Origin of the sequence: Streptomyces huiliensis, assembly GCF_020037025.1 — a bacterium.
GTDB classification, from domain to species: Bacteria; Actinomycetota; Actinomycetes; order Streptomycetales; family Streptomycetaceae; genus Streptomyces; species Streptomyces huiliensis.
This window is the reverse complement of the sequence record NZ_JAIQLH010000033.1, coordinates 39,415-63,262: the sequence shown is the minus strand read 5'-3', so window position 1 is coordinate 63,262 and position 23,848 is coordinate 39,415. Positions and strand designations below refer to the sequence as shown.

27 protein-coding genes and 1 pseudogene are annotated in these 23,848 nt (G+C 72.3%); 12 read left to right on the top strand and 16 right to left on the bottom strand.

Annotated features, from left to right (window positions below; translation table 11 throughout):
* Positions 1–144: 144 nt before the first annotated feature.
* The 3 genes from JNW98_RS07665 to JNW98_RS07655 all read left to right on the top strand — a co-directional run bounded on the left by JNW98_RS07665 (position 145) and on the right by JNW98_RS07655 (position 3,159).
* Positions 145–816, top strand: a complete 672-nt coding sequence (locus JNW98_RS07665; protein WP_223767327.1) for a hypothetical protein — start codon at positions 145–147, stop codon at positions 814–816.
* Positions 817–962: 146 nt separating this feature from the next.
* Positions 963–1,625: a hypothetical protein gene (locus JNW98_RS07660; protein WP_223767326.1), complete on the top strand. Its 663-nt coding sequence runs from the start codon at positions 963–965 to the stop codon at positions 1,623–1,625.
* 679 nt (positions 1,626–2,304) lie between these two features.
* Positions 2,305–3,159 (top strand): LysR family transcriptional regulator, encoded by an 855-nt coding sequence (locus JNW98_RS07655; RefSeq protein ID WP_223767325.1) that lies wholly within the window; start codon positions 2,305–2,307, stop codon positions 3,157–3,159.
* Positions 3,160–3,190: 31 nt separating this feature from the next.
* Here JNW98_RS07655 and JNW98_RS07650 read toward each other — a convergent pair whose 3' ends face one another.
* Both JNW98_RS07650 and JNW98_RS07645 read right to left on the bottom strand, forming a co-directional pair.
* Positions 3,191–4,132 carry a DMT family transporter gene (locus tag JNW98_RS07650; protein WP_223767358.1) on the bottom strand — a complete coding sequence of 314 codons (942 nt, stop codon included), beginning with the start codon at positions 4,130–4,132 and terminating at the stop codon, positions 3,191–3,193.
* A 40-nt stretch (positions 4,133–4,172) separates the two neighbouring features.
* Entirely contained in the window at positions 4,173–5,042 is an 870-nt protein-coding gene (locus JNW98_RS07645; protein WP_223767324.1) for an aspartyl/asparaginyl beta-hydroxylase domain-containing protein, read from the bottom strand.
* A gap of 337 nt (positions 5,043–5,379) precedes the next feature.
* On the opposite strand from JNW98_RS07645, the gene JNW98_RS07640 reads away from it, so the two are divergent.
* Positions 5,380–5,517 carry a hypothetical protein gene (locus JNW98_RS07640; protein WP_223767323.1) on the top strand — a complete coding sequence of 46 codons (138 nt, stop codon included), beginning with the start codon at positions 5,380–5,382 and terminating at the stop codon, positions 5,515–5,517.
* Positions 5,518–5,565: 48 nt separating this feature from the next.
* Here the strand turns inward: JNW98_RS07640 and JNW98_RS07635 are convergent, their stop codons facing one another.
* From JNW98_RS07635 to JNW98_RS07595, 9 genes and pseudogenes are all read right to left on the bottom strand, one after another.
* Complete coding sequence (locus tag JNW98_RS07635) at positions 5,566–6,207, bottom strand: ATP-binding cassette domain-containing protein (protein ID WP_263420534.1); 642 nt, start codon at positions 6,205–6,207, stop codon at positions 5,566–5,568.
* Entirely contained in the window at positions 6,159–6,584 is a 426-nt protein-coding gene (locus tag JNW98_RS07630) for a hypothetical protein (protein ID WP_223767362.1), read from the bottom strand. Before JNW98_RS07630 ends, JNW98_RS07635 begins: the two co-directional genes overlap by 49 nt.
* Before the next feature lie 444 nt (positions 6,585–7,028).
* Positions 7,029–7,437 (bottom strand): annotated as a pseudogene (locus JNW98_RS07625) (sigma factor); the annotation flags it as partial.
* Entirely contained in the window at positions 7,434–7,826 is a 393-nt protein-coding gene (locus JNW98_RS07620; RefSeq protein ID WP_223767322.1) for a VOC family protein, read from the bottom strand. The gene JNW98_RS07620 and the pseudogene JNW98_RS07625, both read right to left, overlap by 4 nt.
* 433 nt (positions 7,827–8,259) lie before the next feature.
* On the bottom strand, positions 8,260–8,487 hold the full coding sequence (locus tag JNW98_RS07615) for a hypothetical protein (protein ID WP_223767361.1): 228 nt from the start codon (positions 8,485–8,487) through the stop codon (positions 8,260–8,262).
* On the bottom strand, positions 8,414–8,773 hold the full coding sequence (locus JNW98_RS36840; protein ID WP_223767321.1) for a DUF6255 family natural product biosynthesis protein: 360 nt from the start codon (positions 8,771–8,773) through the stop codon (positions 8,414–8,416). The genes JNW98_RS07615 and JNW98_RS36840 overlap by 74 nt, the downstream gene beginning before the upstream one ends.
* A 180-nt stretch (positions 8,774–8,953) precedes the next feature.
* Positions 8,954–10,162: a helix-turn-helix domain-containing protein gene (locus tag JNW98_RS07605; protein WP_223767320.1), complete on the bottom strand. Its 1,209-nt coding sequence runs from the start codon at positions 10,160–10,162 to the stop codon at positions 8,954–8,956.
* 65 nt (positions 10,163–10,227) lie between these two features.
* A complete protein-coding gene (locus tag JNW98_RS07600) occupies positions 10,228–10,569 on the bottom strand; it encodes an SMI1/KNR4 family protein (RefSeq protein ID WP_223767319.1) in 342 nt (113 codons plus the stop codon).
* Complete coding sequence (locus JNW98_RS07595; protein ID WP_223767318.1) at positions 10,566–11,369, bottom strand: alpha/beta fold hydrolase; 804 nt, start codon at positions 11,367–11,369, stop codon at positions 10,566–10,568. Before JNW98_RS07595 ends, JNW98_RS07600 begins: the two co-directional genes overlap by 4 nt.
* Before the next feature lie 36 nt (positions 11,370–11,405).
* On the opposite strand from JNW98_RS07595, the gene JNW98_RS07590 reads away from it, so the two are divergent.
* Complete coding sequence (locus JNW98_RS07590) at positions 11,406–12,065, top strand: TetR/AcrR family transcriptional regulator (RefSeq protein WP_223767317.1); 660 nt, start codon at positions 11,406–11,408, stop codon at positions 12,063–12,065.
* On the opposite strand, the gene JNW98_RS07585 is transcribed toward JNW98_RS07590, so the two are convergent.
* Positions 12,019–12,744, bottom strand: coding sequence for an SDR family oxidoreductase (locus tag JNW98_RS07585; RefSeq protein WP_223767316.1), 726 nt, complete (start codon positions 12,742–12,744; stop codon positions 12,019–12,021). The two genes, JNW98_RS07590 and JNW98_RS07585, sit on opposite strands and share 47 nt — an antisense overlap.
* A gap of 111 nt (positions 12,745–12,855) precedes the next feature.
* Here JNW98_RS07585 and JNW98_RS07580 point away from each other — a divergent pair, with 111 nt between their 5' ends.
* Together JNW98_RS07580 and JNW98_RS07575 are read left to right on the top strand one after the other, a co-directional pair.
* Entirely contained in the window at positions 12,856–13,719 is an 864-nt protein-coding gene (locus JNW98_RS07580; protein ID WP_223767356.1) for a helix-turn-helix domain-containing protein, read from the top strand.
* 37 nt (positions 13,720–13,756) lie between these two features.
* Positions 13,757–14,251 (top strand): SRPBCC family protein, encoded by a 495-nt coding sequence (locus tag JNW98_RS07575; RefSeq protein ID WP_223767315.1) that lies wholly within the window; start codon positions 13,757–13,759, stop codon positions 14,249–14,251.
* Between the two features lie 4 nt (positions 14,252–14,255).
* Here JNW98_RS07575 and JNW98_RS07570 read toward each other — a convergent pair whose 3' ends face one another.
* Positions 14,256–14,927 carry a TetR/AcrR family transcriptional regulator gene (locus JNW98_RS07570; RefSeq protein ID WP_223767314.1) on the bottom strand — a complete coding sequence of 224 codons (672 nt, stop codon included), beginning with the start codon at positions 14,925–14,927 and terminating at the stop codon, positions 14,256–14,258.
* Positions 14,928–14,987: 60 nt separating this feature from the next.
* Between JNW98_RS07570 and JNW98_RS07565 the strand changes: the two genes are divergently transcribed.
* Positions 14,988–15,875, top strand: coding sequence for an SDR family NAD(P)-dependent oxidoreductase (locus JNW98_RS07565; protein WP_223767313.1), 888 nt, complete (start codon positions 14,988–14,990; stop codon positions 15,873–15,875).
* A 353-nt stretch (positions 15,876–16,228) separates the two neighbouring features.
* On the opposite strand, the gene JNW98_RS07560 is transcribed toward JNW98_RS07565, so the two are convergent.
* On the bottom strand, positions 16,229–17,266 hold the full coding sequence (locus JNW98_RS07560) for a FecCD family ABC transporter permease (protein WP_223767355.1): 1,038 nt from the start codon (positions 17,264–17,266) through the stop codon (positions 16,229–16,231).
* Positions 17,267–17,289: 23 nt separating this feature from the next.
* The gene (locus JNW98_RS07555; RefSeq protein WP_223767312.1) at positions 17,290–18,339 is read right to left on the bottom strand and encodes a FecCD family ABC transporter permease; all 1,050 of its coding nucleotides are present in this window, start codon (positions 18,337–18,339) and stop codon (positions 17,290–17,292) included.
* Positions 18,340–18,479: 140 nt separating this feature from the next.
* Between JNW98_RS07555 and JNW98_RS07550 the strand changes: the two genes are divergently transcribed.
* Positions 18,480–19,559: an ABC transporter substrate-binding protein gene (locus JNW98_RS07550; protein ID WP_372459184.1), complete on the top strand. Its 1,080-nt coding sequence runs from the start codon at positions 18,480–18,482 to the stop codon at positions 19,557–19,559.
* A gap of 33 nt (positions 19,560–19,592) precedes the next feature.
* Here JNW98_RS07550 and JNW98_RS07545 read toward each other — a convergent pair whose 3' ends face one another.
* Complete coding sequence (locus JNW98_RS07545; RefSeq protein ID WP_223767311.1) at positions 19,593–20,192, bottom strand: TetR/AcrR family transcriptional regulator; 600 nt, start codon at positions 20,190–20,192, stop codon at positions 19,593–19,595.
* Between the two features lie 280 nt (positions 20,193–20,472).
* On the opposite strand from JNW98_RS07545, the gene JNW98_RS07540 reads away from it, so the two are divergent.
* The 3 genes from JNW98_RS07540 to JNW98_RS07530 all read left to right on the top strand — a co-directional run bounded on the left by JNW98_RS07540 (position 20,473) and on the right by JNW98_RS07530 (position 23,746).
* Positions 20,473–21,393 (top strand): siderophore-interacting protein, encoded by a 921-nt coding sequence (locus JNW98_RS07540; RefSeq protein ID WP_223767310.1) that lies wholly within the window; start codon positions 20,473–20,475, stop codon positions 21,391–21,393.
* A gap of 89 nt (positions 21,394–21,482) precedes the next feature.
* A complete protein-coding gene (locus JNW98_RS07535) occupies positions 21,483–22,973 on the top strand; it encodes an MFS transporter (protein ID WP_223767309.1) in 1,491 nt (496 codons plus the stop codon).
* Between the two features lie 521 nt (positions 22,974–23,494).
* Entirely contained in the window at positions 23,495–23,746 is a 252-nt protein-coding gene (locus tag JNW98_RS07530; RefSeq protein WP_223767308.1) for a phosphopantetheine-binding protein, read from the top strand.
* Positions 23,747–23,848: the final 102 nt, after the last annotated feature.

Genomic DNA, 23,848 nt, shown 5'->3' with positions numbered 1-23,848 from the left:
CTGCAGGGCAGCGAGGTCGGCCAGCCGACTGACACCCCGTCGCCTCAGGTGATCTCCCCCGACGCCGTACGCTCTTGCAATAGTCGAACCCAGGAGCGCTATTCATGGGTTTTTGATTTCCTGTCGGGTCAAAAGGAGACGGTCATGTGGGGGCGGCGGCGCAAGGCGGACGGTCGGCTCGGGGCGGCGGCCCTCGCGGAGCTGATGGACGCGATGGAGCTGGCGGGGCAGACGTACGCACGGCTCGACCGCGAGCTCGCGCGCTTCGAGGGGACCCTGGCGGAGGTCCACTCCCGGCTCGGTCGCGGTGACGGCGTACCGGTGAGCACCTTGCAGACCCAGCTCGCACCGGCCCAGCAGGTGCTGGAGCCCTGCCGGGAGGCGCGGATCCACTACGAGGAGGCGCGCGACCTCTGGCGTCGCCCCGAAATTGAGGACGCCTCGGCGCTCGACGAAGCGGCCGCGCAGTTCCACGGGCTCGCCGAGGCCGCCGAGGAACTGCTCGATTCCCTCACGTCCACGAACGACGCCTTCGTCGGCCTGCGGGACAAACTGGTGGCCCTGCCCGGGAAGATCGCTCCGATCCGCGAGCGCATCCGCGCCTCCCTCGCCGCCGCCCGCGCCGAACTCGCCCATCCCGGCGGCGCCGCGGGCCGGTTCACCCTGGAGGCCCAGTTGCACGCCGCCGAGGACCGGCTGCGCGAGCTGGACGCCGGCCTCGTGGACACGGAGGGCCGCAAGGTCACCGACCTCTACCGCGACCTCGAGGTACGGATCGCTGAGGTCCGCGACGCGCCGACCCGCGAGGCCGGCTGACACTCCGGCCGTCCCGCAACCGTCCCACCCGCCGCCTGGTGGAGACGGCGGTCCGTCGGGAGCTGGTCCGGCCGCGCGGCTTCACCGGCCCGTCGGACGCGCGCAGGTCCTCGCGGACCGGCTTGCCCGCCGCCTGGAGGAGCAGAATGCGCCTCGGCAGGCCGATCCAGAACCCGGTGGGATGGCTGATCGGCCGGGGCCTGCCGCAGCGTCAGCAGCGCGGCGAAGGGCGGTGCGACGACGGCCCGCTCCTCGACTCCGGCCAGGAGTGTCCCTTCTGCGAGGAGCGGCAGGCCGATCGCAGGGCCCAGCGCCAGGCGGTCGCGGCCGCCGTCGAGGGGGAGATGCCGCCGAACGCCTCGCCGGCCGAGCGCCGTGCGGCCATCGCCCGGCAGGTACACGAGGCCGTGACGGCCCGGACGTGGGCGAAGGTACGGGAGTGGGAGTCGTTCCGCCGGTGGGAGGAAGTCCGGGCCGCCGCCGTGGTCCGCGCCAAAGCCGCGTACCCCGCGCCCGAGGTCTTCGTTGTCCCGCTCGTGCTGCCGGACCTGCCCGGGCCGCGCCCGGCCATCGTGCCGGAGGCGGCTGATGGCGCGGTCGAACGGGACCAGGCCGCCTCCCGTCAGCGTGCCCGGCGCAGCGCCCAGGGCCTGTGCCCCGAGCATGGCACCCGCCCGGGCCCTTCGGGACGGTGCGCCGAGTGCGGTCCGGACGACGCGGTCGGCCGGGACGCCCCGGCCGTGCCTCGGCAACGGGTGACGTCGGCCCGCCGCGCGGCTTCTGCGGCGACTGCGGAGTCCGGATCTTGATGGTCGGCAAGGCCCTCGAGGACGGCCTGTGCACGCCCTGTCGCAAAGAAACCGCCACCCCCGCCACCCTCCAGGCGTCCGCGGCCCTCGCCGCCGAGGAACAGCCGCTGCTCGGGCCGGGACCGCCGCGGCGGGCCGTGCGGCCGGCAGGCTCTGCCGACCCGCAGCGTGTGCGCCCGCCACCGGATCTCGGAACTCACCGGGGAGGTGGCCTGATGGCCCTCACCCCGCGATCGGAAGGCGTGGACCTCGCCCGTGTCGCGCTCCGCGCCGCACGGCAAGCCGCCCGCCGCCACGCGGCGGCCGCGCTCTCCAGCCAAGCACCGCGCCGCCGCACTTGCCCGCCGCGACGGGCGCAATCCACTGCCTGGCCGGCGCGCTCGCGGCACTGGTCGTCGAGCGGGCCTGGAACCTCCCAATGGTCGGCGCGCCCCTGCGCGAGCGCTGGGCAGCGATCGCCCCCGATCTGGCCGACCAGTCGCGGCCGCCGGCTACGACGTCGACACCGGCCGGCTCACCGTGCGCCCGAAGTCGGCAACCTGGGCCACGAAGACACGCCTAGGTGGTCCCGATCACCTCCGGATGGCCTTGATGCGAAGTCGAGCAGGCACTTACAGTAAGCATTCGTACCGATCATTTCACTTTACAACCAAAACTCTGAGCGTCCGGAGACGATCCTTTGTCGGTCGAGATTCGACACCTGCGTGCGTTCATCGCCCTTTGCGAAGAAAAGAGTTTCACTGGCGCGGCCAGAAGAATCATGGTCAGCCAGTCTGTCGTCTCACGGACGATCCAACAGCTGGAGAAATACGTGGGGTGCGAATTGGTCAACCGGAACTCCGCCTCGATACACCCTAATCGGATGGGCGATCTCGTCCTGGCTCACGCCCGCAGGGCGGTCGCGGAGTTCGACCGGACACTCAATGCAGTCGGCACGGCCCACCGTCCTCTGCGGCTCGGCTACATGTGGTCCACACTGGACGAACGTATGCTAACGACCGTCAGGGCCTGGGAGCGGCAGCACCCCGGCTTTCCCATCAGCACTCACCGGACGGACGATCGCCTAGCGGGCCTCACCGATGGAAGCGTGGACCTCGGTCTGGTCCGTGAGCCCCCGCCCACGCCCTTCCAGACCCGGCTGTTATTGCGCGAGAGGCTGTGCGTTGCGGTTCCGGCCGACCACCCGTTCAGCACACGGAACACCCTTCGTCTGCGGGATCTGTGCAGGGAGACCGTTGTGTTTAACACCGCCTCCGATACAAACCTTTCGGATCTATGGACATCGGTGGGAACGCCCCGGGATCTACTGCACGTCGCAACCTACGACGACTGGTTCTTCGGTATCGCGACGGGCAAGGGCATCGGCCTGACACCGGCCTCCACCGCCGGAATGTCTTCTCTCCCCGCGATCGTGTATGTCGAGCTGGAGGACGCGCCGACCGTCGCCCTCCAGCTCGCCTGGAAGCCTCCGGGCGGCCATGCGGCTCTCGACGCGTTCGTCCGGCATGCGGTCGATGCCTTCGGCGCTTCCTAAGCGGTCAAAGATTTGATGGGGCAGACGGGGGTTATTTTGCCCTCGACTCGGCCCGGATCACGACGCACACGCCGGCGAGCGTTACGGCGACGCCAACGTACACCAGCGGAGCCGGGGCCTGACCGAGCAGGACGGCCGCGAGGAACGCCGCGCCGGGAACCTCGAGTAGGGAGACCACTGCGGCCGTCGATCCGCTCACCACGCTGAGGGAGCGGTTGAGCAGGGAATGGCCCACGAGTTGCCCTGCAATGGTGAGCCCGACCAAGGCGGCCCACGTCCGGGCACCGAAATTGATCAGTTCACTGCCGGTTGCCAAGCAGACGACGAGCAGGATCGCCGCAGCCGTGCCGTAGCAAACAGCCGTATAAGTGGCGGTGTTGACCCGCTTGCGGACGCACTCCCCTACGGTGAGATACGCAGCCATACACGCCCCGCCCACCAGGGCGAGCCCATCGCCGAGCATGGCGCGCGAGGAGGAGCCGAAGTCGACACTACTCACGACCACCACACCCACCAGGGCGAGCAGCATGCCACCCCAGGCCGCCGCGGGGACGGACCGCCCCCGCGCCTTGGCGATCACGCCCGTCCATAGGGGAGCCGTGCACACCAGGGCAGTCGATGCCGCCACTGATGTCATCCGCAGACTCGGGATCCATGTTCCGAAGTGCACGGCCAGGAACAGCCCGGCCAGCCCGGACAACGCCAGATCGGTCTTGCCGGGCCGCCGCCCACGGCTGGCAACGACGCGGGGCACCAGGACCGCACTGGCCATCACATTGCGCCAGAACGCGATGGCCAGCGCGGGCGCCGCCGCGTAGGTGGCCAGTGGCGCGGAGAGAGAAATACCAAGAACCGCGAGGGCGAGCAGGGCAATCTCCAGCGGGGGAAGCGCGCGCCGTCCCCGCGAGGCGGCAGAGCCATCCGGCAACTGCTCACGCCGCACGTCCCGAGTACTCTCCCGGCCACCGCTCACGGTCAACTCCCTCTCCTCGCCCTCAAGGACTTGCGGTAGATCACCAAGCGGTGAAGGAGAACCTCTCGTGCATCGCGCGGTCCACGACGTAGAAGTCCTTCGCCCGCTCCGCCTTCGCCACTATCGCCGCGTCGTCGGTGCACTCCGCTATCTCGACGAGCCATTCGTAGCAGTCAGCAGCCGGGACATCGTAGGTGAAGTGCAGCTTCGCGAGCCCGAACGCGATGTCCCGGAAGTTGTGCCGGGTGCAGGCGGCGGCGATGCGCCGCATGTCCACGGCGAAGCCGTCCGGCAACGGCTTCCTTTTGATCAACAGCGGTTCCAGACCGGGGATGTACCGATCCGACGAGGCGAAGACGTCGGCCGGCACGAATGGCTTGTCGAAGGAGAAGTCCAGGCAGAGCGAGACCCGGCTGTCGGCGGAGAAGTTCGCCGCGCAATGCACGCCGGCGGCGTCAAGGAACCACACCTCACCCTTGCGCATCCGGAACACCTTCTCCTCATCGGAGTTGAAGGTCGCCTCGTTGTCCTCCAGCACCATCAGCACCCGGAACTGGTCCGTCGCTTTCCCGTCCAGCTCCAGAAAGTCCTTGTGTGGCATCATCGACGCGTCCACGATGTCCCGGCCCCGCACCATCGTGAGGTGTTCGACGGCGAAGGTCTCGCCGATCACCTCGGTGAGGTACGGAACGGCCGCCGTGTGCTCGGTGGGCTTTGCCGGGGAGTCGACATCCTTGAACATCCCGTCGCGCGCGTCGCCCGACTCGTTCCACAACGGGACATTCTTCCAGAACCCGCTGGTGAACTCGTCATATGCCTCCTTTCCCTTCTCCAGGTCCCGGAGAGCCGCCACATCGGCCGCCAGCCGGACCTCATCGAAGTCGACCTTCCCGAGGATGAACGAGGTCACAGTGCCCCTCCGCTTAGAGTGAATCTCTTCGGCTCGACGCAAACCTATCCAGGTGACGCGCAAAAGGTTAAGTGCGTTCTATGCATGATGAATTGCGCATCGTGCATGGATGCCAGGGGATTGGTCCGCTGCTTGGAAAACGGGGGATCGCACTACAACACCGATGCATCCCTGAATCCTGTTTCTGAACTCCGGGCCCCGGGTTGGGAAGCCTGATGCCGAGGCATCCGCCACCGCCTGGAGATTAAGCAAGGAGGCCGTGATGCCCGAACGCGAGTGCCCACGCTGTCCCGGTCCCCACGCTGCGTTCGCTGGCGACCTCGTATCTCGTTGCCAGGTGACGCTGACCAGGAGCGTCCGGATCTGGGGGCAGGGCGAGGCCGTCCGCGACGTCCGCGGGCTGACGCCGATCCCGGCCGCCACCACGCCGCCGACGCCCGGGCGGTACTGCGCTCCTCCGCCGCCAAGCCACTGAGGGCCGCCCGTCCGGTGTCAGCCTCGCGCCTGCGGTGGCAGGGCCGGATCAGGCGCGGTCCTCCTGGAGCTTGAGCATCCCGAAGAAGCTGCCGGCCTGTTCGATCAGCTCGTCGTAGGCGCCCATCTCGGAGATCCGGCCCTGGTCGAGGACGACGATCCGGTGGGCGGGGCGGGTGTTGGCCAGACGGTGGGCGATGAAGATCGTGGTCCGGCCCGTGGCGAGGGTCTTGAGGTGGGTGTAGATCCGGTGTTCGGCGCGGGCGTCGAGCGCGGCGGTCGGTTCGTCCATCACCAGGACGGGGGCGTTGCGGTGGAAGGTGCGGGCGACGGCGATGCGCTGCCACTGTCCGCGGGAGAGGTCGTGTCCGCCCCACCCGGAGCGGGCCAGCGAGGTGTCCAGGCTGTGGGGCAGGGCGGTGATGACGCTGTCGGCGCCGGCGGCCTCGGCGGCGGCGTGTACGGCGGTGTCGCTTTCGGGGCGGGGTTGACCGAGGGTGATGTTGTCGCGGGCGGCCAGCGGCCAGCGCGTGTAGTCCTGCGGGACGAGTGCGACGTGGGCGAGCACCGAAGCCGGGTCGGCGTCCGCCAGGTCGATGCCGTCCCACCGCACCGACCCGCTGGTGGGGAGGAAGAGGCCGGTCAAGATGCGGGCGAGGGTGCTTTTGCCGGCGCCGTTCTCGCCGACCAGGGCGATGGCCTCGCCGCACCCGAGCTCCAGGTCGATGCCGTCGAGCGCGGGCGCGCTCGCGGGTAGGCGAAGCAGATGCCCTCGGCCGTGATGACCTGCGGCCCGTCCGGAGCAATGGCGGCGGTGCCGCGGCGGGTCGTCCACGCCTGGGCCACCATGAGGAAGCGCGCCCAGTCATCCAGGGACGGCGAAGTGCGGAACAGCCGGGCCCCGGCCCGCACCGTCGTGGTGAGCGCGGCCCCGGAGGTCCGCACCGCCAGGGCCGCGGTGGACGCGATCGCGAGCTCCATGCGGCCGGTGGCCACCAGAGCTGCGAGCACGGCCCAGGTGGCGGCGGTTCCCACGGCGGCGAGCGCGTCCCCGGCCCCTCGGACCACCAGGGCCTGGTGGGTGGCCTTGAGCCGTTCGGCCTCCAGACGGCCGGAGAGCTGGCGGGGAGCGTCATTGGAAACGTTCCATATTTGGCAGCATTCGCGTGATCGGTTGCTTGACCACTGAGGCGTCGCCGTCGACGGCCGCCTTCGTTGCCGTTCGCGACGCCCTCCCCCCGGGCACCGCGCTCGCCCACACCGACGACCCTGGCACCGACGGCTGCTCCGGGCGGCAGCAGGCTGCCGGCCGGGCCCGCGGGGTGCGCGGCTGCCGGGGCCGTTCACCACAAGGTGGCATTCACCTGCTCCGTCACGGGGGTGTAGCCGGCGTGGGGGAGATGGCCACCGGCCCGGGGCATCGGCCTCTTCCGGCGCTTGCGGTGTGCCGTCTATCGCGAACAGCGGCGGGTTACCAGGTGATCACCACGTAACCGTTCGCGCCGTCAGCGCCTTGGGAACCGGACGCCCCGTTGCTAGCAGCGCTTCGAAGTCGCCGCCCCGGGCCGCCGCATGGAACGTCCGGACCGCCTCCCGATGCTCGCGGCCGAGGCCCGCCGGCCGGTCCACGGACCGGACCTTGCGGCGGGCGCGACGGGCGTCACCACGAGGTCCGCGGCCTCCTGGGGCGCGCTTGACGGGATCTCAGGAGGTCCAGGCTGATGCGGCCGACCACGGTGGTCAGCCAGCCCGCCAGGTTGCCGATGGCCGCCCCGTTCTGGCGGGCGAGGCGCACCCAGGTCTCCTGGACCACGTCCTCGGCGTCGGCGTGCGAGCCCAGCACGCGGTACGCGACGGCGCGCAGCCGGTCGCGCTGCGCTTCGAACGCCTCGGCCACGAGGGCGGACGGGTGCGCGGTCACGCCTTTCGCCGCTCACGGAGCGAGACCCGGTTGCCGTCCGGGTCCACCGCCTCGATGCGCACCCCGAACGGGTAGTCCTCGGGCTCCGGCTGCTCGAATATGACGCCGCGCCGGCGCAGGACCTCGACATCCTTCCGCAGATCGTCGGACTCGAGGATCAGCGGCCCGGGCGAGGCGTACCGCCCCGCGTCACCCGGCTGCCCGGCGGCCGCCGCGTGCGACCACAGGATGATCTCCACCGGGCTGCCCGGCACACCGACGGTGAGGAAACGCCCGTCGGGCCCCGGAAAGTCGACCCGCTTCTCCAGGCCCAGCCCCCCGGCGTAGAACTCCAGCGCGCGGTCCTGATCGGTGACGTAGACCGTCACGTACGTGATGGTGGTCAGCATCCGGTTCTCGATTCACTCGGTCGGCACGACGACCGCTCGCACGCGGCCCTCGCCCCTATGACGAGCCCCATCGAGGGAAGGTGACAAGACCGTCCCGCGGCCTTCCCGCGGTCGCCGGGGGTGGCTGGGGAGCGCCTGGCCACCCCGGCTCCCCCCTGACGTACGGCCGGGGGGGCACCCCGCTCACCCTCGGCTCTCGTACTCCTCACGGGTGACGATGAATCCCCTCACCGGATGGTCGGTACCGGCACCCCGCTCCTCGGCGCGGAGTTGGGCGCTGCGCATCGCTTCGACGAAATCCGCGTACCTGGGAATCGGTCCATTCCATGGCTCTGCGTTCCCTTCGGTCGAGCTGTTCCGGCTGTTCCCGCCTTCCTGGGGAAGGCTACGGGCTTCAGCCAGGGCGCTTGGGGTAATGACAGTGCGTGCCAGCTCACGTCCACGACCTGGACGGCACGACGCACCACTGCGGGAATCGTGCCGCGGTGGCCACGAACTTCACTGCCTCGTCCACGATGTGGCCGCGCACTTTGTAGGAGATGTCCGGGTTGTTGTCCGCGACGGTGGCGCGAACGCTGTCGAACGCGTCACCGAGCAGGGCCCGGACACGGGGTACCGACTCCGGTCCCGAGACCGGTGCGGGCGGCATGGCTGGAGTCATCGTGCTCCTCTTCTCTTCTGCGGGAGGGTGTGGTTTCGGGCGGCGGAGGGCTCTGCCCGGCGCCTCCTTCGTCCCGGTTGTCGGCCGGTTGCGGATGGTCTCGTAAGTGCATGACGCCCAGGGCGGTGACCACCGGGCCGTGCGGTGCCGGTCCGAAATCAGGGGGGTCCACCGCCGGACCGAGCGCCGTGTAGTCCTCGACGCGACGGACTCCGCAACCGGCGCACGTCAGCATGCCGCCGCCGGCCGTCCAGCCGTCTGCCGGGTGCGTGCACGAGACCCTCATCGGCGAGGAACAGTGCCGTCATCCGGCGTTTGCGGATTCGCTGCGCGGCGGCCAGGCATGGGGCCTCCTGTCGTTCGGTGGCTGTGTGGAACCACCGTCCGGCACCGCGCCGTCCGGGCCCAGGGACAGGGCGGGCGAGCCGGTGGGCTCGCTGGGACGCCGTGCCCTACCTCGCGCCGCCTAGCCTTCGACCTGCAAACGGATCGCCAGGTCCCTGATCGGGGAGCTGCGCCGGAGCTCGCGTTCCCTCAGCTCGGCGACGAGGTGCCGGGCCGTGGCGTGATACCGCATCCACTCGGGTGCCGTGCGTTCGGCGGCGAGCAAATTCCTCGTGGCCCCGGCGTTCTGGCGCAACTCGGCGTGGGCGAGGGCGCGGTCCACGTAGTGCCGTGCCAGCCAGGTCGGTGGGAGGCCGGCCAGGCCGGGGATGCTTCGCGCGTGCTGGAGGGCCTTGTCCGGTTTCCCCAGGTCGACGTAGGCGTTGACGGTGGCCACCCCGGCGTTCGTCGGTCCGAAGGGAGTGGCGTAGTCGAGCCGGTCCGTCCCGATGCGCGCGGCAGCGGCGGCGGCCAGGGAGAGCAGGTCTTCGGCGGTGTCGGCGCGGTCACCCCGGATCGCGGCACTGGCGCCGCGCAGCAGCAGGATCCCCCACAGGGAGAGGTCCACGGGCTCCGACCGGAACCCGGGCTCGATACGTTCCGCCATCCGCACGGCCACCTGCTCGGCGTCCGCCACCCGCCCCTGCTTGGAGAAGATCCAGGAGAGTGTGGACACGCCGATGATCTCCAGCCGGGGGTCGTCGGACTGCCGGGCGGCCGTCAGGGACCGCTCCAGGGCCGTGTAGGCGGCGTCCTCCTTGCCGAACGCCGTCAGCGTCGTTGCGGCGACCTGGTACGCCTCGGCGAGCACTGCGTAGGAGGCCGCGCGGTCTTCTCCGGTGTGCGCGCGGGCGGCGGTGCGCGCGTCCGCCAACAGCGCCGGCAGCAGCGCCGTGATCTTCGTGAGCTCGCCCAGGCGCCGGATCCGTTCGGTGCTGCGGATGCGGTCCTTGAGCCGGGCCACGGTCGGCGGCTCCAGATCCTCGGATTCGCCATCGAGTCCCGGGAATTCACGCAAAGGGGCGACCGATTGCCGGAGCGCGAGGAGGCTGGCGGGCTCGGCGCCGCCGAAAGGCTCCAGCACGGTCGGCGCTCCGAGGAGGACGGACGTCTCGACGTCCAGTGCCCGCGCGAGTTTGTGGAGGGTGGCCATGCGGGCCGTCAATCGCTGGTTCTGCTCCAGCTTCCGCACCATGTCCGCGCTGAGCAACGCGGCCTCCGCCAGGGCTTCCTGGGTAAGCCCCCGCCTCGCCCGCAGTTCCCGCAACCGGTCACCGAGTGTCGTCGCCATTCCCCAACCCGTCCGAAGAGCGGCACTTGGACGACCACGGTACGCCGACCGCCCTGGTGGTGCTTCTACCGGCTGGGGAGGGCGGGGGCGTCCCAGGGGCGCGTGGTCAGGCCGTCCTCTTCCGCCGCGATGGTCATGCAGGTCTGCCACTGGTCCACGATGCCGCTCACGGTGAGCGGCGACTGCTCCGGCAGGATGGTCGTCCACGCGCTCGCGCCGTTGTGGCAGCGCAGGGACTCGGCCAGGTCGGCGGGGAGTTGGATGCCGAGGACGCGTTCCGCCTGTCGGATGTCGTCCTCTGCCGCCGGTGGGTTGAGGAGGGCGGCATCGGACGGTGCGTGAGCCGCCAGCCAGGCGTCGATCCGGTGCCAGGACTCCGACGGGGAGCGCGGGGTGCCGGGACTCATCGGGCGCCCGCGAGTTCGTCGAGGAGGCGGGCGAGTCGGGCCGGGGCCTCCAGGTGGGCCAGGTGGCCCTGGCCGGGGAGGGTGTGGGCGGCGGCGTGGGGGACGCGCTTCCGTACGTCGTCGTAGGCCGTCCCATAGGGGGCGGTGCCGGCGTTGCGTTCGCCGACGATCAGGTCGACTCGGGCCGCGCGCCGCGCCAACTCGTCTGGTGTCGGGGGCGTGTTGAGAGCGGCGAGTTCGGCGTACGCCGGCCTGCTCAAGGGGCGGAGGGCCGCCCAGGCCGCGTGGTCCGCCCGGAGGGTCTCGGCCTGTGCCGAGTCGAGGCCGGCGACCTGCCGGAGCACCGTCTCCAGGGCGGCGTCCCAGTCGGCCGCGTCCGTGGCGGCCTTCAGGGCCGGGAGCGCGTTGCCGCCGAACGGCCGTATCACCGGCTCGTACGCGATGACGTGGCGCAACGGGCGTTCGCCGGCGGCCAGCAAGGCGATCAGGCCGCCGTAGCTCCAGCCGAACAGCGCCTGGGGGGCCGGTATTTCGCCGAGGACGGCGTAGAGGTCCTCAAGCTCCGTTCGCAGGGAGTACGTGTCGGTCAGGGGGCCTGACGGGGTGCGGCCCCGGCGGTTGACGACCGTCACCGACGGCCAGGCGGTGACGGTCGTCGCGACGTGCCGCCACGCGTGCGCGTCGCTCAGCGCGCCCGGGATGACGACCAGGCCCGGGGCGTCCGGCTGCCCGTAGACGTCGGCCGTCACCCAGCTGTCCCCGCCGTCGACGCGTACCTTTTTCTGGATCGTTTGCTCCATAAACTCATTATGGAGCAAACGCTCTACAATGCAAGGGTGTCTGGAACCACCCGTGGACGACCACGAGCCTTCGACCGCGACCGCGCCCTCCTCGAAGCCGCCCGCCTCTTCTGGCGGTACGGCTACTCCGGGACGTCGACCCGCGCCCTCACCACGGCCCTCGGCCTCTCCACCTCCAGCCTCTACGCGGCCTTCGGCAGCAAGGCCGGACTGTTCGAGGAGGCGGTGCGGACGTACGCCGAGCGGTATCGGGAGATCTACCGGCGGGCCGTCGCCGAGGAGGATCTCCCGACCGTCGTCGAGCGCGTACTCGTCGATTCGGTGCACGAGTTCACGCAGCCCGACGACGTCCACCCGGGGTGCCTGCTCAGCAGCGCCGCCATGACGGACAGCACGAGCACGCTCGACACCAGCGCCCACTACGCCGAACTCCACGCCTGGAACGAGCGGGCCCTCCGGGAGCGCGTCGAGCGGGCCGTCCGGGAAGGGGAGACCGATGCCGTCGACGCCGCGGCCCTCGCCGGTCTCGTCGAGTCCGTCGTGCACGGTCTGTCCGTGCGCGCCCGCCTCGGTGCCGGACGCGAGGATCTGCTGGCCACGGCGCGGCTCGCCCATGAGGTGATCTGCGCGCGGTTCCCGCCGCCCGCCGTCACACCAGGCGGTGGCCGCCGTCCACGTGCAGCACGGTCCCGGTGACGAACCCGTTGCGCAGGACCGACAGGAACGCCTGGGCGATGTCCTCGGGCGTTCCGACGCGCCGGGCCGGGAGGCGTTCCGCCAGCTCGGCGAAGGCCGTCCGCTTGTCCATGCCGGTGTCCTCGCCGAGCCGGTCCCAGACGGGGGTGTCCACCCAGCCCGGCGACACGACGTTCACCCGCACCGGGGCCAGTTCGAGCGCGAGGCCGGACGCGAGGGAGGCGAGCGCGCCGTTGGCGGCGGCCACGATGGTGTTGGAGCCGTTCGGCCGGTAGGCGTTGATCCCCGAGGTGTAGGTGAGGGAGCCGGTGACCCGCCCGGCCGCGTACTTGCCGACGAGCCAGGCGCCGAGCAGCTTGACGTCCAGAACGTTGCGGGCGGCCGAGGCGGAGACGTCCGTGCTCCGGCCGTACGCCCCCGTCACGTCCGCGGCGGTGACCACCACGTGCTCCACCTGTCCTGTGTGGGCGAAGAGCCCGGCCACGTCCTCCTCCCTGCCGATGTCCGCTCGTACCGTGTCGATCCGCCCGGCGGCGGACGGTTCCAGTGCGGCGCGGGCCGCCGCGAGGCGGTCGGCGGACCGGCCGGCGATGGTCACGTGCAGTTGTTCGGCGAGCAGGGTCCGGGCCAGCGCCAGGCCCATTCCGGAGCCGCCGCCGATGATCAGTGCGTCAGTCATGGGGCGAGCATCGGCCGCCGGTGCGGACGCGGGGAAGGCCGTGCTGATCATGGGTGTGACACGGCTACCCGGAATGCAGCCTTCCGGTGGCACACTCGCGGCGTGAACGCCATGGCGGAATACCTGCGGTCCCGGCGCGGACGGATCGGCCCGGCCGACGTCGGCCTGCCCACCGGTCCGGGCACCCGGCGCGCCCCCGGCCTGCGCCGGGAGGAACTGGCCGCGCTGGCCGGGGTGAGCGTCGACTACTACGCCCGCATCGAACAGGACCGGGAGACGGCACCCAGCGACGCGGTCCTCGACGCCCTGGCCCGGGCGCTGCGGCTCACCGACGACGAGCACGCCCACCTGTTCGCCCTCGCCGACCGGGCCGCCGGACGGTCACCGCGCCGGCGGCCCGCCGTTCCGCTGCCCGTCGGCCATGGGCTGCGGCTCCTGCTGGAATCGGTCCGGCCCGGCCCCGCGTACGTGCTGAACGACCTCAACGACGTCCTGGCCGCCAACCCGGAGGGGCTCGCGCTGATGCCCGGCCTCGACGACCGGCCGTCGGGCCGGCGGAACACCGTCCGTTACACGTTCCTGCACCCGGCCGCGCGGACGCTCTTCGTCGACTGGGAGCGGGTGGCCCGCAACTGCGTGGCGCACCTGCGCACCGTCGAGCCATCCGCCCCGGCGGCCACCGCCGCGCTCGTCGCCGAACTGCGCGTCGCGAGCCCGGAGTTCGCCGAGCTGTGGGACCGGCACGAGGTGCTCGTCAAACGCGGCGGAGTCACCGCCTTCGCCCACCCGGTGATCGGCCGCGTCACTCTCGCGAACGAGATCCTCGCCACCGCCCAGGGCAGTCGCCTCCTCCTCTACCAGGCCGCCCCCGGCACGCCCGAACACGACGCGCTGGTGCTGCTGGCCATGACGGCGGCGGGCACGGGCGCGGGCACGGGTACGGGTACGGGCGCGCGGCGGGCGGACGGCCGGTAGGGGACGGCCAGTAAGGAATGGTGGCAGGGTGGACGCCATGGACCGCGAGAACGTGAGCGCCACCCTGGACGTCGCCGCGCCCGCCGCGACGGTGTTCGCCGTACTGGCCGATCCGACGGCCCACCCCGCGATCGACGGCACCGGCTGGGTGCGGGCCGCCGTCGACCGGGCGCCCCTGCGCGAGATCGGGCAGGTCTTCCGGATGGACATGTACCACCCCGATCACCCGAACGGCACGTATCAGGTGGCCAACCAGGTCCACGTCCTCGACCCGCCGCGCGCCATCGGCTGGCTGACCGGGCAGGAGAAGGCCGGCGGGCGGCTGGAGTTCGGGGGCTGGTGGTGGCGGTACGACCTGGTGCCGCTCGGGCCGCACGGTACGGGCGGTACGGGCGGGACCGCCGTCACGCTGACCTACGACTGGTCGGCGGTGCCGCCGTCCGTCCGGGAGTACCTTCGCTTCCCGCCGTTCGGGCCGGATCACCTTGTCAGCTCGCTGCGCCACCTGGACGGGATCCTGCGCGGGAGGTGAACGCCTACGCGGGCTCGCCGCCGTAGCCGCGGAGCATCGCGTCCAGGATGTCGGTCAGCCGGGGGGCGACGTCGACGACGGCGTGGCCGAGGTCCGGGTCCGTCTCGTACAGGCGGCGCAGTTCCGTCCCCGGAGCGGCCATCTGCCACAGGGCTCCGGCCATCGCCGTGGCCGTGGCGACGAGGTTGCCGGCCTGCTCCGGGCTCAGGGGGGCCACCCGGCGCAGCGCCTCGCCCACGGCCGCGACCTCGGCGAGGGCGGTCAGCTTGAAGGAGCGGACGCTCTCCAGCGAGACGTTGCGTTCGAGGTTCATCGGCGTGTGGGCGAGCAGGTCGCAGAAGAGCGGCCGGGCGACCAGTGATTCGGCGAGCGCGGCGGCGACGGGCCGAGGGGCGGGTGCCCCCGCCGGTGCCGCCTCGGCGAGCCGTTCGCGCACCGCCTCCGACCACTCCACCCATCCCGCGGACGCCAGGCGGAGGTAGATCTCCTCGCGGGTCTCGAAGTAGCGGAGCATCGCCGACTTGTGCATGCCGACCTCGGCGGCGATGTCGGTCAGCGTCACCGACCGGATGCCGTTCGCCGTGGCCAGCCGGGCCGCCGCGGCGAGGATCGCGGCCTCGCGGGCGCGTTTGGCCTCGGGGCTTCTGGCTCGGGCGGGCTGACTGGGGCTGACCATGGGGCCAATGTTAGCGCAACGAGGTTGCGATAATAACGAAACCGTGTTTTGCTAAGCGGCATGGCAACCCAGACATGGTTCATCACCGGTTCCTCCCGCGGCTTCGGCCGCTCCCTCGCCACCGCCGCCCTGGAAGCGGGCGACCGGGTCGTCGCCACCGCCCGCAAGCCCGAGCAACTCGCCGACCTGGTCGAGCGGTTCGGCGACCGGATCCTCGCCCTCGCGCTCGACGTGACCGACGCCGCGGCGGCCGCGACGGCACTCGACGCCGCCCGCGACCGCTTCGGCCGCGTCGACGTGATCGTCAACAACGCCGGCTACGCGAACCTCGCCCCCGTCGAGACGGCGCCGGAGGACGACTTCCGCCGTCAGTTCGAGACCAACTTCTGGGGCGTGTACAACGTCTCCAAGGCCGCACTGCCCCTGCTGAGGGCGCAGGGCGGCGGGACCGTCGTCCAGTTCTCCTCCATCGGCGGCCGGGTGGGCGGCAGCGCCGGCCTGGGCTCCTACCAGGCGGCCAAGTTCGCCATCGACGGGCTCACGCGCGTCCTCGCCACCGAGACCGCGCCGTTCGGCGTCCGCTACCTCGTCGTCGAGCCGAGCGGCTTCGCCACCGACTGGGCCGGCGCCTCCATGACGGTCCACGACGTCCCGCCCGAGTACGAGGCGACCGTCGGCGCCTTCCACGGCCGGGCCCGCGCGGCCGGCATGAGCGCCGGCGACCCCGACCGCGCCGCCGAGATCCTGGTCCGCGTGGTCCGCCGCGACCACCTCCCCACCCACCTGCCCCTGGGCGGGACCGCGGCCCGGATGGCCCTCGACCACGCGCGGCGGCAGACCGCCGAAGCGGAGGCGTGGCAGGCCGTCTCCATCTCCGCCGACTTCGGCGCGGAGTACCCCGTCGAACTCCCCGCGGACACCGAGGAGAACGGCCGACGGGCGGCCTGAGCCGGGCGTGTCGCGCCGGCAGCCGAGCACGTCCACGGGACCCGGGACCGCGCCGCGCCGCGGCCGTCCCCGGACGCTGGCCGGTGGCCGGTGGCCGGTGGCCGGTGGCCGGTGGCCGGTGGCCGGTGGCCGGTGGCCGGTGGCCGGTGGCCGGTGGCCGGTGGCCGGTGGGCGGGCTGAGTCGCGGTTCCGTTCCGGGGGGTTGGCCCCAGACCCGCCCCTTCGCCGTTTCCTGGGGGCTGCGCCCCCAGACCCCCTTTATCGCGGCTTCGCTGCTCGTCCTCAAGCGCCGGACGGGCTGGAGGGGGTGCCGCTCGTCCTCAAGCGCCGGACGGGCTGATAGGGGCTGCGGCTCACACTCTTCCCGCCCGGCGTTCCGTCACCAGGAGCCACACCAGGTACGCCCCGCCCAGGACCCCCGTCACCGCGCCCACCGGCAGGCGGTCGGAGCCGAAGGCGCGCTGGGAGAGCCAGTCGGCGCCGATCAGGAGGGTGGCGCCCATGCAGGCGGCGGGGGCGAGTTGGGGGCCGGGGGAGCGGGTGAGGCGGCGGGCGAGCTGGGGGGCGGAGAGGGCTACGAAGCCGATCGGGCCCGCGGCGGCGGTGGCGGCGGCGGTGAGGAGGGTGGCGGCGGCCATCAGGACCAGGCGGGTCCGCTCCACCGGCACGCCGAGCGCGTGGGCCGCGTCGTCGCCGAGTTCCATGGTGGACAGGCGGCGCCCGTACGCCGCGACCACCGGCAGCAGGACCGCGCAGGCCACCGCCAGCGGGCCCACGTCGTCCCAGCTCCGGCCGTCGAGCGAGCCGGTCAGCCACATGACGGCCCGCTGCGCGTCGCTGAACTCCGCCTCGGTGAGCAGGTATCCGTTGACGGCGGTGAGCACCGCGGCCGTGCCGATGCCGACCAGGACGAGTCGGTAGCCGTGCACGCCGCGGCGCCAGGCGAGCGCGTACACCAGCAGCCCGGTGAGCAGGCCGCCGGCCACCGCGCCGACGGCGACGGCGGTGCTGTCGCCGTGCAGGACGACGATGACGCAGAGCGCCCCGGTGGCCGAGCCCTGGCCGAAGCCCACGACGTCCGGGCTGCCCAGCGGGTTGCGGGCGATGCTCTGGAAGACCGCCCCCGCCAGGCCGAGCGCCGCGCCGACGAGCAGGGCGGCGAGGCCGCGCGGCAGCCGGAGTTCGTTGACGATCGCCTCGTCGGCCGGGCTGCCACCGCCCGCGAGGGTGCGGGCGACGTCCGCGACCGACAGCGGGTAGTCGCCGCTGCCGAGCAGCGCCAGCGCGGCGAGCACCGCCACGGCCGTCAAGGCCGCGCAGACGAGCAGCGAGCGCGGGTCGAAGCGGACGGACAGGGTGCCGGGGCGGAGGACCCGGCCGCGGACCGGCATACGAGGCTTGCGCGTACGGGAGTTCACAGCTGCGCCACCTTCCTGCGGCGGACCAGGTGGAGGAAGACCGCGCCGCCCAGCAGGGCCGTCACGATGCCGGCCTGGAGCTCGGCGGGACGCACCACGACGCGTCCCACGAGGTCCGCGCCGAGCAGCAGCACCGCCGCGAGCACCGCCGACTGGGGGAGGAGGCGGCGCAGGTCGGGGCCGGTGAAGGAGCGGGCGATGTGCGGGACCATCAGGCCCACGAAGGCGATCGGGCCGCAGGCCGCGGTGGCGCCGCCGCAGAGCAGGGTGATGGCGAGGAAGGAGGCCGCGCGGGTGCGGGTGAGGTTGGTGCCCAGGGCGCGGGCGGCGTCGTCGCCGAGGGCCACGGAGTTCAGCGGGCGGGCCAGGGCCAGTGCGAGGACCATGCCGACGACGAGGAAGGGCGCGACGCGGAGGACGATGCCCGAGGTGGCCGAGGCGAGCGAGCCGACGGTCCAGAAGCGCAGCCGGTCCAGCGCGGCGGAGTCCATCAGCTGCACCGAGTTGATGTACCCGTGCAGCGCGGCGGAGACGGCCGTTCCGCCGAGCGCGAGCCGTACCGGGGTGGCCGAGCGGCTGCCGCCGATGAGGTAGACGAGGACGGCGCAGACCCCGGAGCCCAGGAAGGCGAACCACACGTAACCCGTCAGCGAGGTGACGCCGAGGAAGCTGATCGCCGTGACCACCGCCGCCGAGGCGCCGGCGTTGATGCCGAGCAGCCCGGGGTCGGCCAGCGGGTTGCGGGTCAGGCTCTGCATGACCGCTCCGGCGAGGCCGAGCGAGGCGCCGGCCAGCAGCCCCAGCAGGGTGCGGGGGAGCCGGACGCGGCGGACGACGATGTCGTCGGTGGTGCCGGTGAAGTCGAACAGCCCGTGCCACACGTGGTCGGGCGGCACCGACCGGGCGCCGACCATCAGGCTGAGGACGACGAGCAGCAGCAGGACCGCGCAGGATGTCAACAGCAGGGCCAGATAGGGGAGTTCGCGTCGCCTCGCCGCCGGGGTGGGGGGTGCCGCCGCGACGGGCACCGGCCTGTTCAACAGCATTCAGGTAGGTTAGCCTAACCTCACTTGGTCCAGCTATATGCGTAAACCGACTTTGCAGGTTTTCCCAGGGAATTCCCGTCATCCGCCCGCGCCGCACCCCGGCCCGCCGGAACCGGGACCCGTGATGAGAGCGAGGCGTCTTGGCTGCCCCCGACCGCGTACCCACCGAGTTGACGGACCGTCAGGTACGGCCCCCGTCCCGCCGCCCGCTGTCGCGCCGCGGTCTGCTCGCCGCCGGAGGGGCGCTCGGCGTCGGCGCGCTGCTGACGGCGTGCGGCGGTGACTCGGACGACGACTCCGGCAAGGGCTCCGGCGGCGGTTCCGAGGGCGGCTGGAGCTTCCGCGACGACCGCGGCGAGACGGCGAAGGCCGGCTCCATGCCGAAGCGGATCGTCGCCTACGTCGCCTCCGCCGCCGCCCTGCACGACTACGGCATCGACTGCGCCGCCGTCTACGGCCCCGCGAAGCTCAAGGACGGCAAACCCGCCCCGCAGGCCGGAACCCTGGACGTGGACCGCATCCCCTCCCTGGGCAGCACCGGCCAGTTCTCCATCGAGAAGTACGCGGCACTGCGCCCCCAACTCCTCGTCGGCAACGTCAACGTCGGGCAGCACCTGTGGCAGGTTCCGGAGCAGAGCGAACAGAAGATCCTCGGCTTCGCGCCGAGCGTCGGCATCCGCACCTCCGACGTCTCCCTGGTACGGGCCGTCGAACGGTACGCCGAACTCGCCAGGTCCCTGGGCGCGGACCTGCGGGCGAAGACCGTCGCCGACGCCAAGACCCGGTTCGAGCAGGCGGCGGAACGGCTGCGCCGCGCGGCGAAGGCCAACGGCGGGCTGCGGGTCCTCGCCGTCGCCGCCCAGCCCGACGCGCTCTCCGCCGCCGTCCCCGACAAGCTTCCCGACCTGCGCTACTACCGCGAACTCGGCGTACAGCTGATCGCCCCGGAGAAGCCGGGCCCGCCCGGCTACTGGGAGAAGCACAGCTGGGAGAACGCGGACGCCTACCGCCCCGACATCCTCTTCTACGACCAGCGGTCCAACAACATGCCGCTGGACGAGGTGGCGCGCTCCAAGCCCACCTGGAACGACCTGCCGGCGGTCAAGGCCGGACAGGTCGTCCCGTGGAACAACGAGGCGCAGTTCAGCTACGCGGGCTACGCCCCGCTGATGGAACGGTTCGCCGAGGCGCTGGAGAAGGGGAAGAAGGTCGGCGGCTGACCTGACGTCACATCAGATCCCGTCGTGCCGGGGTCAGTCGCGCAGCACCCCGTCCAGGATGTGCCGGATCCCCAGCTCGTAGCCGTACCGGGCCTCCAAGTCCCGCGAGTCCTCGGCGTAGGAGGTGACATGCGGGTACGCGGCCGCGCTCTCCCGGGACGCGGCGGTCTCCGGGTAGTGCCGGCCGGTGCCGCCGCCCGGTTCCGGCAGCGAGCGCGGCGGCGTCGACAGGGCATGGCCCGCCGTGTAGTACCAGAGCGTCTGGTGCGCCCAGAACGCCTCCTCGCGGCCGAGCCCGTAGGCGGTGAGGGCGCCGAGGATCTCCTCGGTCATCCACACCGCCGACATGCCGACGAGTTCCCCGCGCGCCACGATGGGTACCACCCACGGGTGGTCGGCGAACGCCTGGTGCATCAGCCCGCAGACGACCACCAGCCGCTCCCGCGGGTCGTCGGGGAGCGGCGGCCGGGGGAGGTTGCGGGCGACGTGCTCCAGGACGAGGGCGAGCAGTTCGTCCTTGTCGCGCACGTGGTAGTAGACGGCCATGGCGGTGCTGTCCAGCGCCGCCGCCAGCCGGCGCATCGTCAGGTGCTCGGCGCCCTCCTTGAGGATGATCTCGTAGGCCGCCGCCACGATGTGCTCGCGGGACAGCCGGGGCGGACGGCCCCGCTTGGTGCTGCTGCTGGAAGTGCTGTTGCCGGCCAGTGTTCTGCCCTTTCTCGTACCCGCTCGCGTCCGCGGCGGTCCTCGGTGCGCCCGCGGCGGTCCTCGGTGCGCCCGTGGCGGTCCTCGGTCGCCGTGAGAGCTTGAGGGTAGCTTTTTTATACATGTAGGATAACTCTCGCTCGATCGAGCCCGAGGAGCGAGACCCACGGAAATGAGGTGGCCGCCGATGAGGCGAGCCGAGGGAAGTATGCGCAAGCGGCTCCCGCGAGCCCGGATCGAGACCTATCTGGCCCCGCTGCTGCGGGCCACCGCGCTCACCCCCCGCATGCTGCGGCTGCGGGTCGGCGGCGAGACGCTGCGCGGCTTCGCGGCGGGCCGCACCGCCGACGAGCGGATCAAACTGTTCTTCCCCGCGCCGGGGGAGCGGGCGCCCGCCCTGCCGGAGATCGGCCCCACCGGGATGCGGTACCCCGAGGGCGCGGCCGTGCCGCACGCCCGGACGTACACGGTCCGCTCCTTCGACCCGGACACCCTGGAACTGGACATCGACTTCGTCATCCACGGCGACGGCCGCGCCGTCGACTGGGCCCGCCGCGCCCGCCCCGGCGACATGCTCGGCATCGCCGGGCCGACCGGCGGCTGGACGCCCGCCCCCGAGGCCGACGTCCACCTGATCGCCGGCGACGAGACCGCCCTGCCCGCCATGGCCACCATGCTGGAACGGATACCCGCCGGCAGCCGGGCCCTGGTGATCGCCGAAGTGGCGGACGAGGACGACGAGCAGTACCTGGAGGCGCCCCCCGGCACCGAGGTCCGCTGGGTGCGGCGCGACCCCGCCGGTTGGCGCTCGCCGACGCCGCTGGAGCGCGCGGTCCGTGAACTGGAATGGCCCGAAGGCGTCGTCCACGCCTGGGTCGCCGGCGAGGCGAGCGCCGTCCGCGCCGTCCGCCGCCACCTGCTCGGGGAGCGCGGCCTGGAGCGCGGCGCCCTGGACGCCTCCGGCTACTGGCGGCACGGGATGACGGTCGAGCAGTGGGTCGCCACCGAGGGCGACGACGTGAACGCGGATGAGGCGTCGAACGCGGGCGAGGCGTCGAACGCGGGCGAGGCGGTGAGCGCGAACGAAGCGGTGAGCGCGAACGAAGCGGTGGACGCGGCGACGCGGTAGCCGCGGGCGGTGGCGGGCCGGTCCAACGGGCCGCCGTCCGGACCGCCGCCCGGTCGAAGATCCGACAGCAGAGGTCCGACAGTCGAGGGATGGGACAGGAGCGCGACGTGCGGGACGAAGTGCCGGCTGAGGCCGGAGAGGGCATCCGGTACGGCTGGGTGCTGGCGGTGGTGGTGGCCGTCCAGTTCATGGTGACACTGGACGCCTCCGTGGTGAACGTGGCCCTCGCGGCCATGCGGGAGGACCTGGGCTTCACCGAGTCCGGGCTGCTGTGGGTGGTGAACGCCTACACCCTGGTCTTCGGCGGCTGCCTGCTGCTCGGCGGCCGGATCGCCGACCTCTACGGGCGCCGGCTGGTGCTCTGGTGGGGCCTCGGCCTGTTCGGCCTGGCCAGCCTGGCCGGCGGGATCGCCCAGACACCGGGCCAACTGGTCGCAGCGCGCGCGGTGCAGGGCCTGGGCGCGGCCGTCCTGGCCCCCGCCGCGCTGACCATCGTCACCACCTGCTTCCCCGAGGGCCCGGCGCGCGGCCGGGCGCTGGGCTGGTGGAGCGCGGCCGGTTCGGCGGGCGGCGCGGCCGGGGTGCTCATCGGCGGGGTGCTCACCGAGTACCTGGACTGGCGCTGGGTGCTGCTGATCAACGTGCCGGTCGTGGTGCTGGCCGCGGTGGCCGGACGCATGGTCCCCGACGGCCGGCCCGAGCGCCGCAGCCGGCTCGACGTGGGCGGCGCGCTGCTCGCCACCACCGGCCTGGCCGCCCTGGTGTACGGGGTGGGGCGCACCGGCGACCATCCGCTCTCCTCTCCGCTGACGCTGGGCCTGCTCGGTGCCGCGGTGGTGCTGCTGGGCGGCTTCGTCTGGTACGAGTCCCGGGCCGCCCGCAACCCCCTGGTGCGGCTGGGGCTGTTCGCGAACCGGACGGTCAGCGGGGCGAACGTGACGATGCTGCTGCTCGCGGCCGGCCAGTTCGCGAGCTTCTACTTCGTCTCGCTCTACCTCCAGCGGGTCCTGGACTACAGCCCGGCCGTCGCGGGCCTGGCGTTCATCCCCTTCTGCCTCGGCTTCGTCACCAGCGCCATGCTCATCGGGCGCGTCTACGCCAAGACCGGGCCCCGGCTGCCCGCGGCGGTCGGCGCGCTGGTCGGGGCGCTGGGGCTGTTCTGGTTCAGCCGCATCAGCGCCGACGGCGGCTTCTTCACCGACGTGCTCGGCCCGTCGCTGGTCACCAGCCTGGGCATCGGCGCGTGCGTGGTCCCGCTGGCCCACGCCGCGACCACCGGCGTGCCGCCGGCCGACGCGGGGATGGCCTCCGGCATCCTCAACAGCGCCCAGCAGGTGGGCGGTTCCCTGGGCCTGGCGGTCACCGTGAGCGTGGCGACGAGCCGGACGACGACGCTGACGGACCGCGGCGACGCGCCGCTGGTGGCGCTCAACGACGGCTACGGGCTGGCCCTCTTGGCGGGCGCGGGGCTGCTGGCGGTGGCGGCGCTGCTGACGGCCGTGCTCCCGGGGCGGGCGCGGCCGGCCGCGGGAGTCGAGCCCGGACCGGAGATGGAGTCGGCGCCGACGTCGGTGTCCTGACGGCCTGTCGGGGACACGAGCCTCCGCCCCGGCCCGCGCTCACGGAGCGTGGTGCCGGGGCGGAGCCGTACCGGGCCCGGGGCGCCGGTTCACCAGCGGTGGAGGGCTTCCGGGAGCCCGCCCCTGACCTTGGGTTATATGCGTAAAGTAGTGTGACGTGGGACACGGATCCGCCGTGTGGTCAGGTAAGGTGACCCTTGCTAGGTTTGCGGCATCGAGGGTTCGAAATGCGGGCGCGACGAAAGGATTCGGCGAGTGCTCACGCAGAATTCCGGCCAATTCCGTCGGCGGTGTCCGATCCGAGTGGAACCGCTCCGGTCCGAGCGCTGAACGGCCGGCCTCCCCGGCCCGCGCCGGCGACCTGCCGGCGGCCCTGTTCCCCCCGCTTCCCTCTCTTCCCTACTTGACGCGGTTCCCCTTCCGGGCCGAACCCGTGCCACCGACCGCCGTGCCGCCGGGCGCCGCGTCCGCCCGCCCGGACGCCGGCCCCGGCCGCGTCACGGCACCCCCTGCCCGAGGAGATGACGACCTTGACGGACCCCGCGCCGCTGCCGATTGACGAGATCAGAGCGGATGTCGCCGAGATCCTCGACCTCCCGGTCGACGAGGTCGGGCTCGACGACAACCTGCTCGCCGAAGGGCTCGACTCCATCCGCATGATGACCCTCTCCGCCCGCTGGCGGTCCCGGGGCTTCGACGTGCCGTACGTCGAGCTGGCGAAGCGGCCCACCGTCCGCGAGTGGTCGGAACTCTTCGCCGGCGCGGTCGGCTGAGGCTGCTCCGGCGGGTCGCCGCCGAGTTTTCGGCAGGCCGGAAAACGACGGCCGAAAATACATACTTGGGTAGACCATCGACTGAATGCACGCCGGACGGCC

Bases quoted from the DNA above. Each gene is read 5' to 3' on its own strand.
- JNW98_RS07665 (WP_223767327.1), top strand. From the start codon at position 145: ATGTGGGGGCGGCGGCGCAAGGCGGACGGTCGGCTCGGGGCGGCGGCC.
- JNW98_RS07660 (WP_223767326.1), top strand. From the start codon at position 963: ATGCGCCTCGGCAGGCCGATCCAGAACCCGGTGGGATGGCTGATCGGC.
- JNW98_RS07620 (WP_223767322.1), bottom strand. From the start codon at position 7,826: ATGCTGACCACCATCACGTACGTGACGGTCTACGTCACCGATCAGGAC.
- JNW98_RS07615 (WP_223767361.1), bottom strand. From the start codon at position 8,487: ATGACTCCAGCCATGCCGCCCGCACCGGTCTCGGGACCGGAGTCGGTA.
- JNW98_RS36840 (WP_223767321.1), bottom strand. From the start codon at position 8,773: ATGAGGGTCTCGTGCACGCACCCGGCAGACGGCTGGACGGCCGGCGGC.
- JNW98_RS07605 (WP_223767320.1), bottom strand. From the start codon at position 10,162: ATGGCGACGACACTCGGTGACCGGTTGCGGGAACTGCGGGCGAGGCGG.
- JNW98_RS07600 (WP_223767319.1), bottom strand. From the start codon at position 10,569: ATGAGTCCCGGCACCCCGCGCTCCCCGTCGGAGTCCTGGCACCGGATC.
- JNW98_RS07595 (WP_223767318.1), bottom strand. From the start codon at position 11,369: ATGGAGCAAACGATCCAGAAAAAGGTACGCGTCGACGGCGGGGACAGC.
- JNW98_RS07585 (WP_223767316.1), bottom strand. From the start codon at position 12,744: ATGACTGACGCACTGATCATCGGCGGCGGCTCCGGAATGGGCCTGGCG.
- JNW98_RS07580 (WP_223767356.1), top strand. From the start codon at position 12,856: ATGGCGGAATACCTGCGGTCCCGGCGCGGACGGATCGGCCCGGCCGAC.
- JNW98_RS07575 (WP_223767315.1), top strand. From the start codon at position 13,757: ATGGACCGCGAGAACGTGAGCGCCACCCTGGACGTCGCCGCGCCCGCC.
- JNW98_RS07570 (WP_223767314.1), bottom strand. From the start codon at position 14,927: ATGGTCAGCCCCAGTCAGCCCGCCCGAGCCAGAAGCCCCGAGGCCAAA.
- JNW98_RS07565 (WP_223767313.1), top strand. From the start codon at position 14,988: ATGGCAACCCAGACATGGTTCATCACCGGTTCCTCCCGCGGCTTCGGC.
- JNW98_RS07560 (WP_223767355.1), bottom strand. From the start codon at position 17,266: ATGCCGGTCCGCGGCCGGGTCCTCCGCCCCGGCACCCTGTCCGTCCGC.
- JNW98_RS07555 (WP_223767312.1), bottom strand. From the start codon at position 18,339: ATGCTGTTGAACAGGCCGGTGCCCGTCGCGGCGGCACCCCCCACCCCG.
- JNW98_RS07540 (WP_223767310.1), top strand. From the start codon at position 20,473: ATGCGCAAGCGGCTCCCGCGAGCCCGGATCGAGACCTATCTGGCCCCG.
- JNW98_RS07535 (WP_223767309.1), top strand. From the start codon at position 21,483: ATGGGACAGGAGCGCGACGTGCGGGACGAAGTGCCGGCTGAGGCCGGA.
- JNW98_RS07530 (WP_223767308.1), top strand. From the start codon at position 23,495: ATGACGACCTTGACGGACCCCGCGCCGCTGCCGATTGACGAGATCAGA.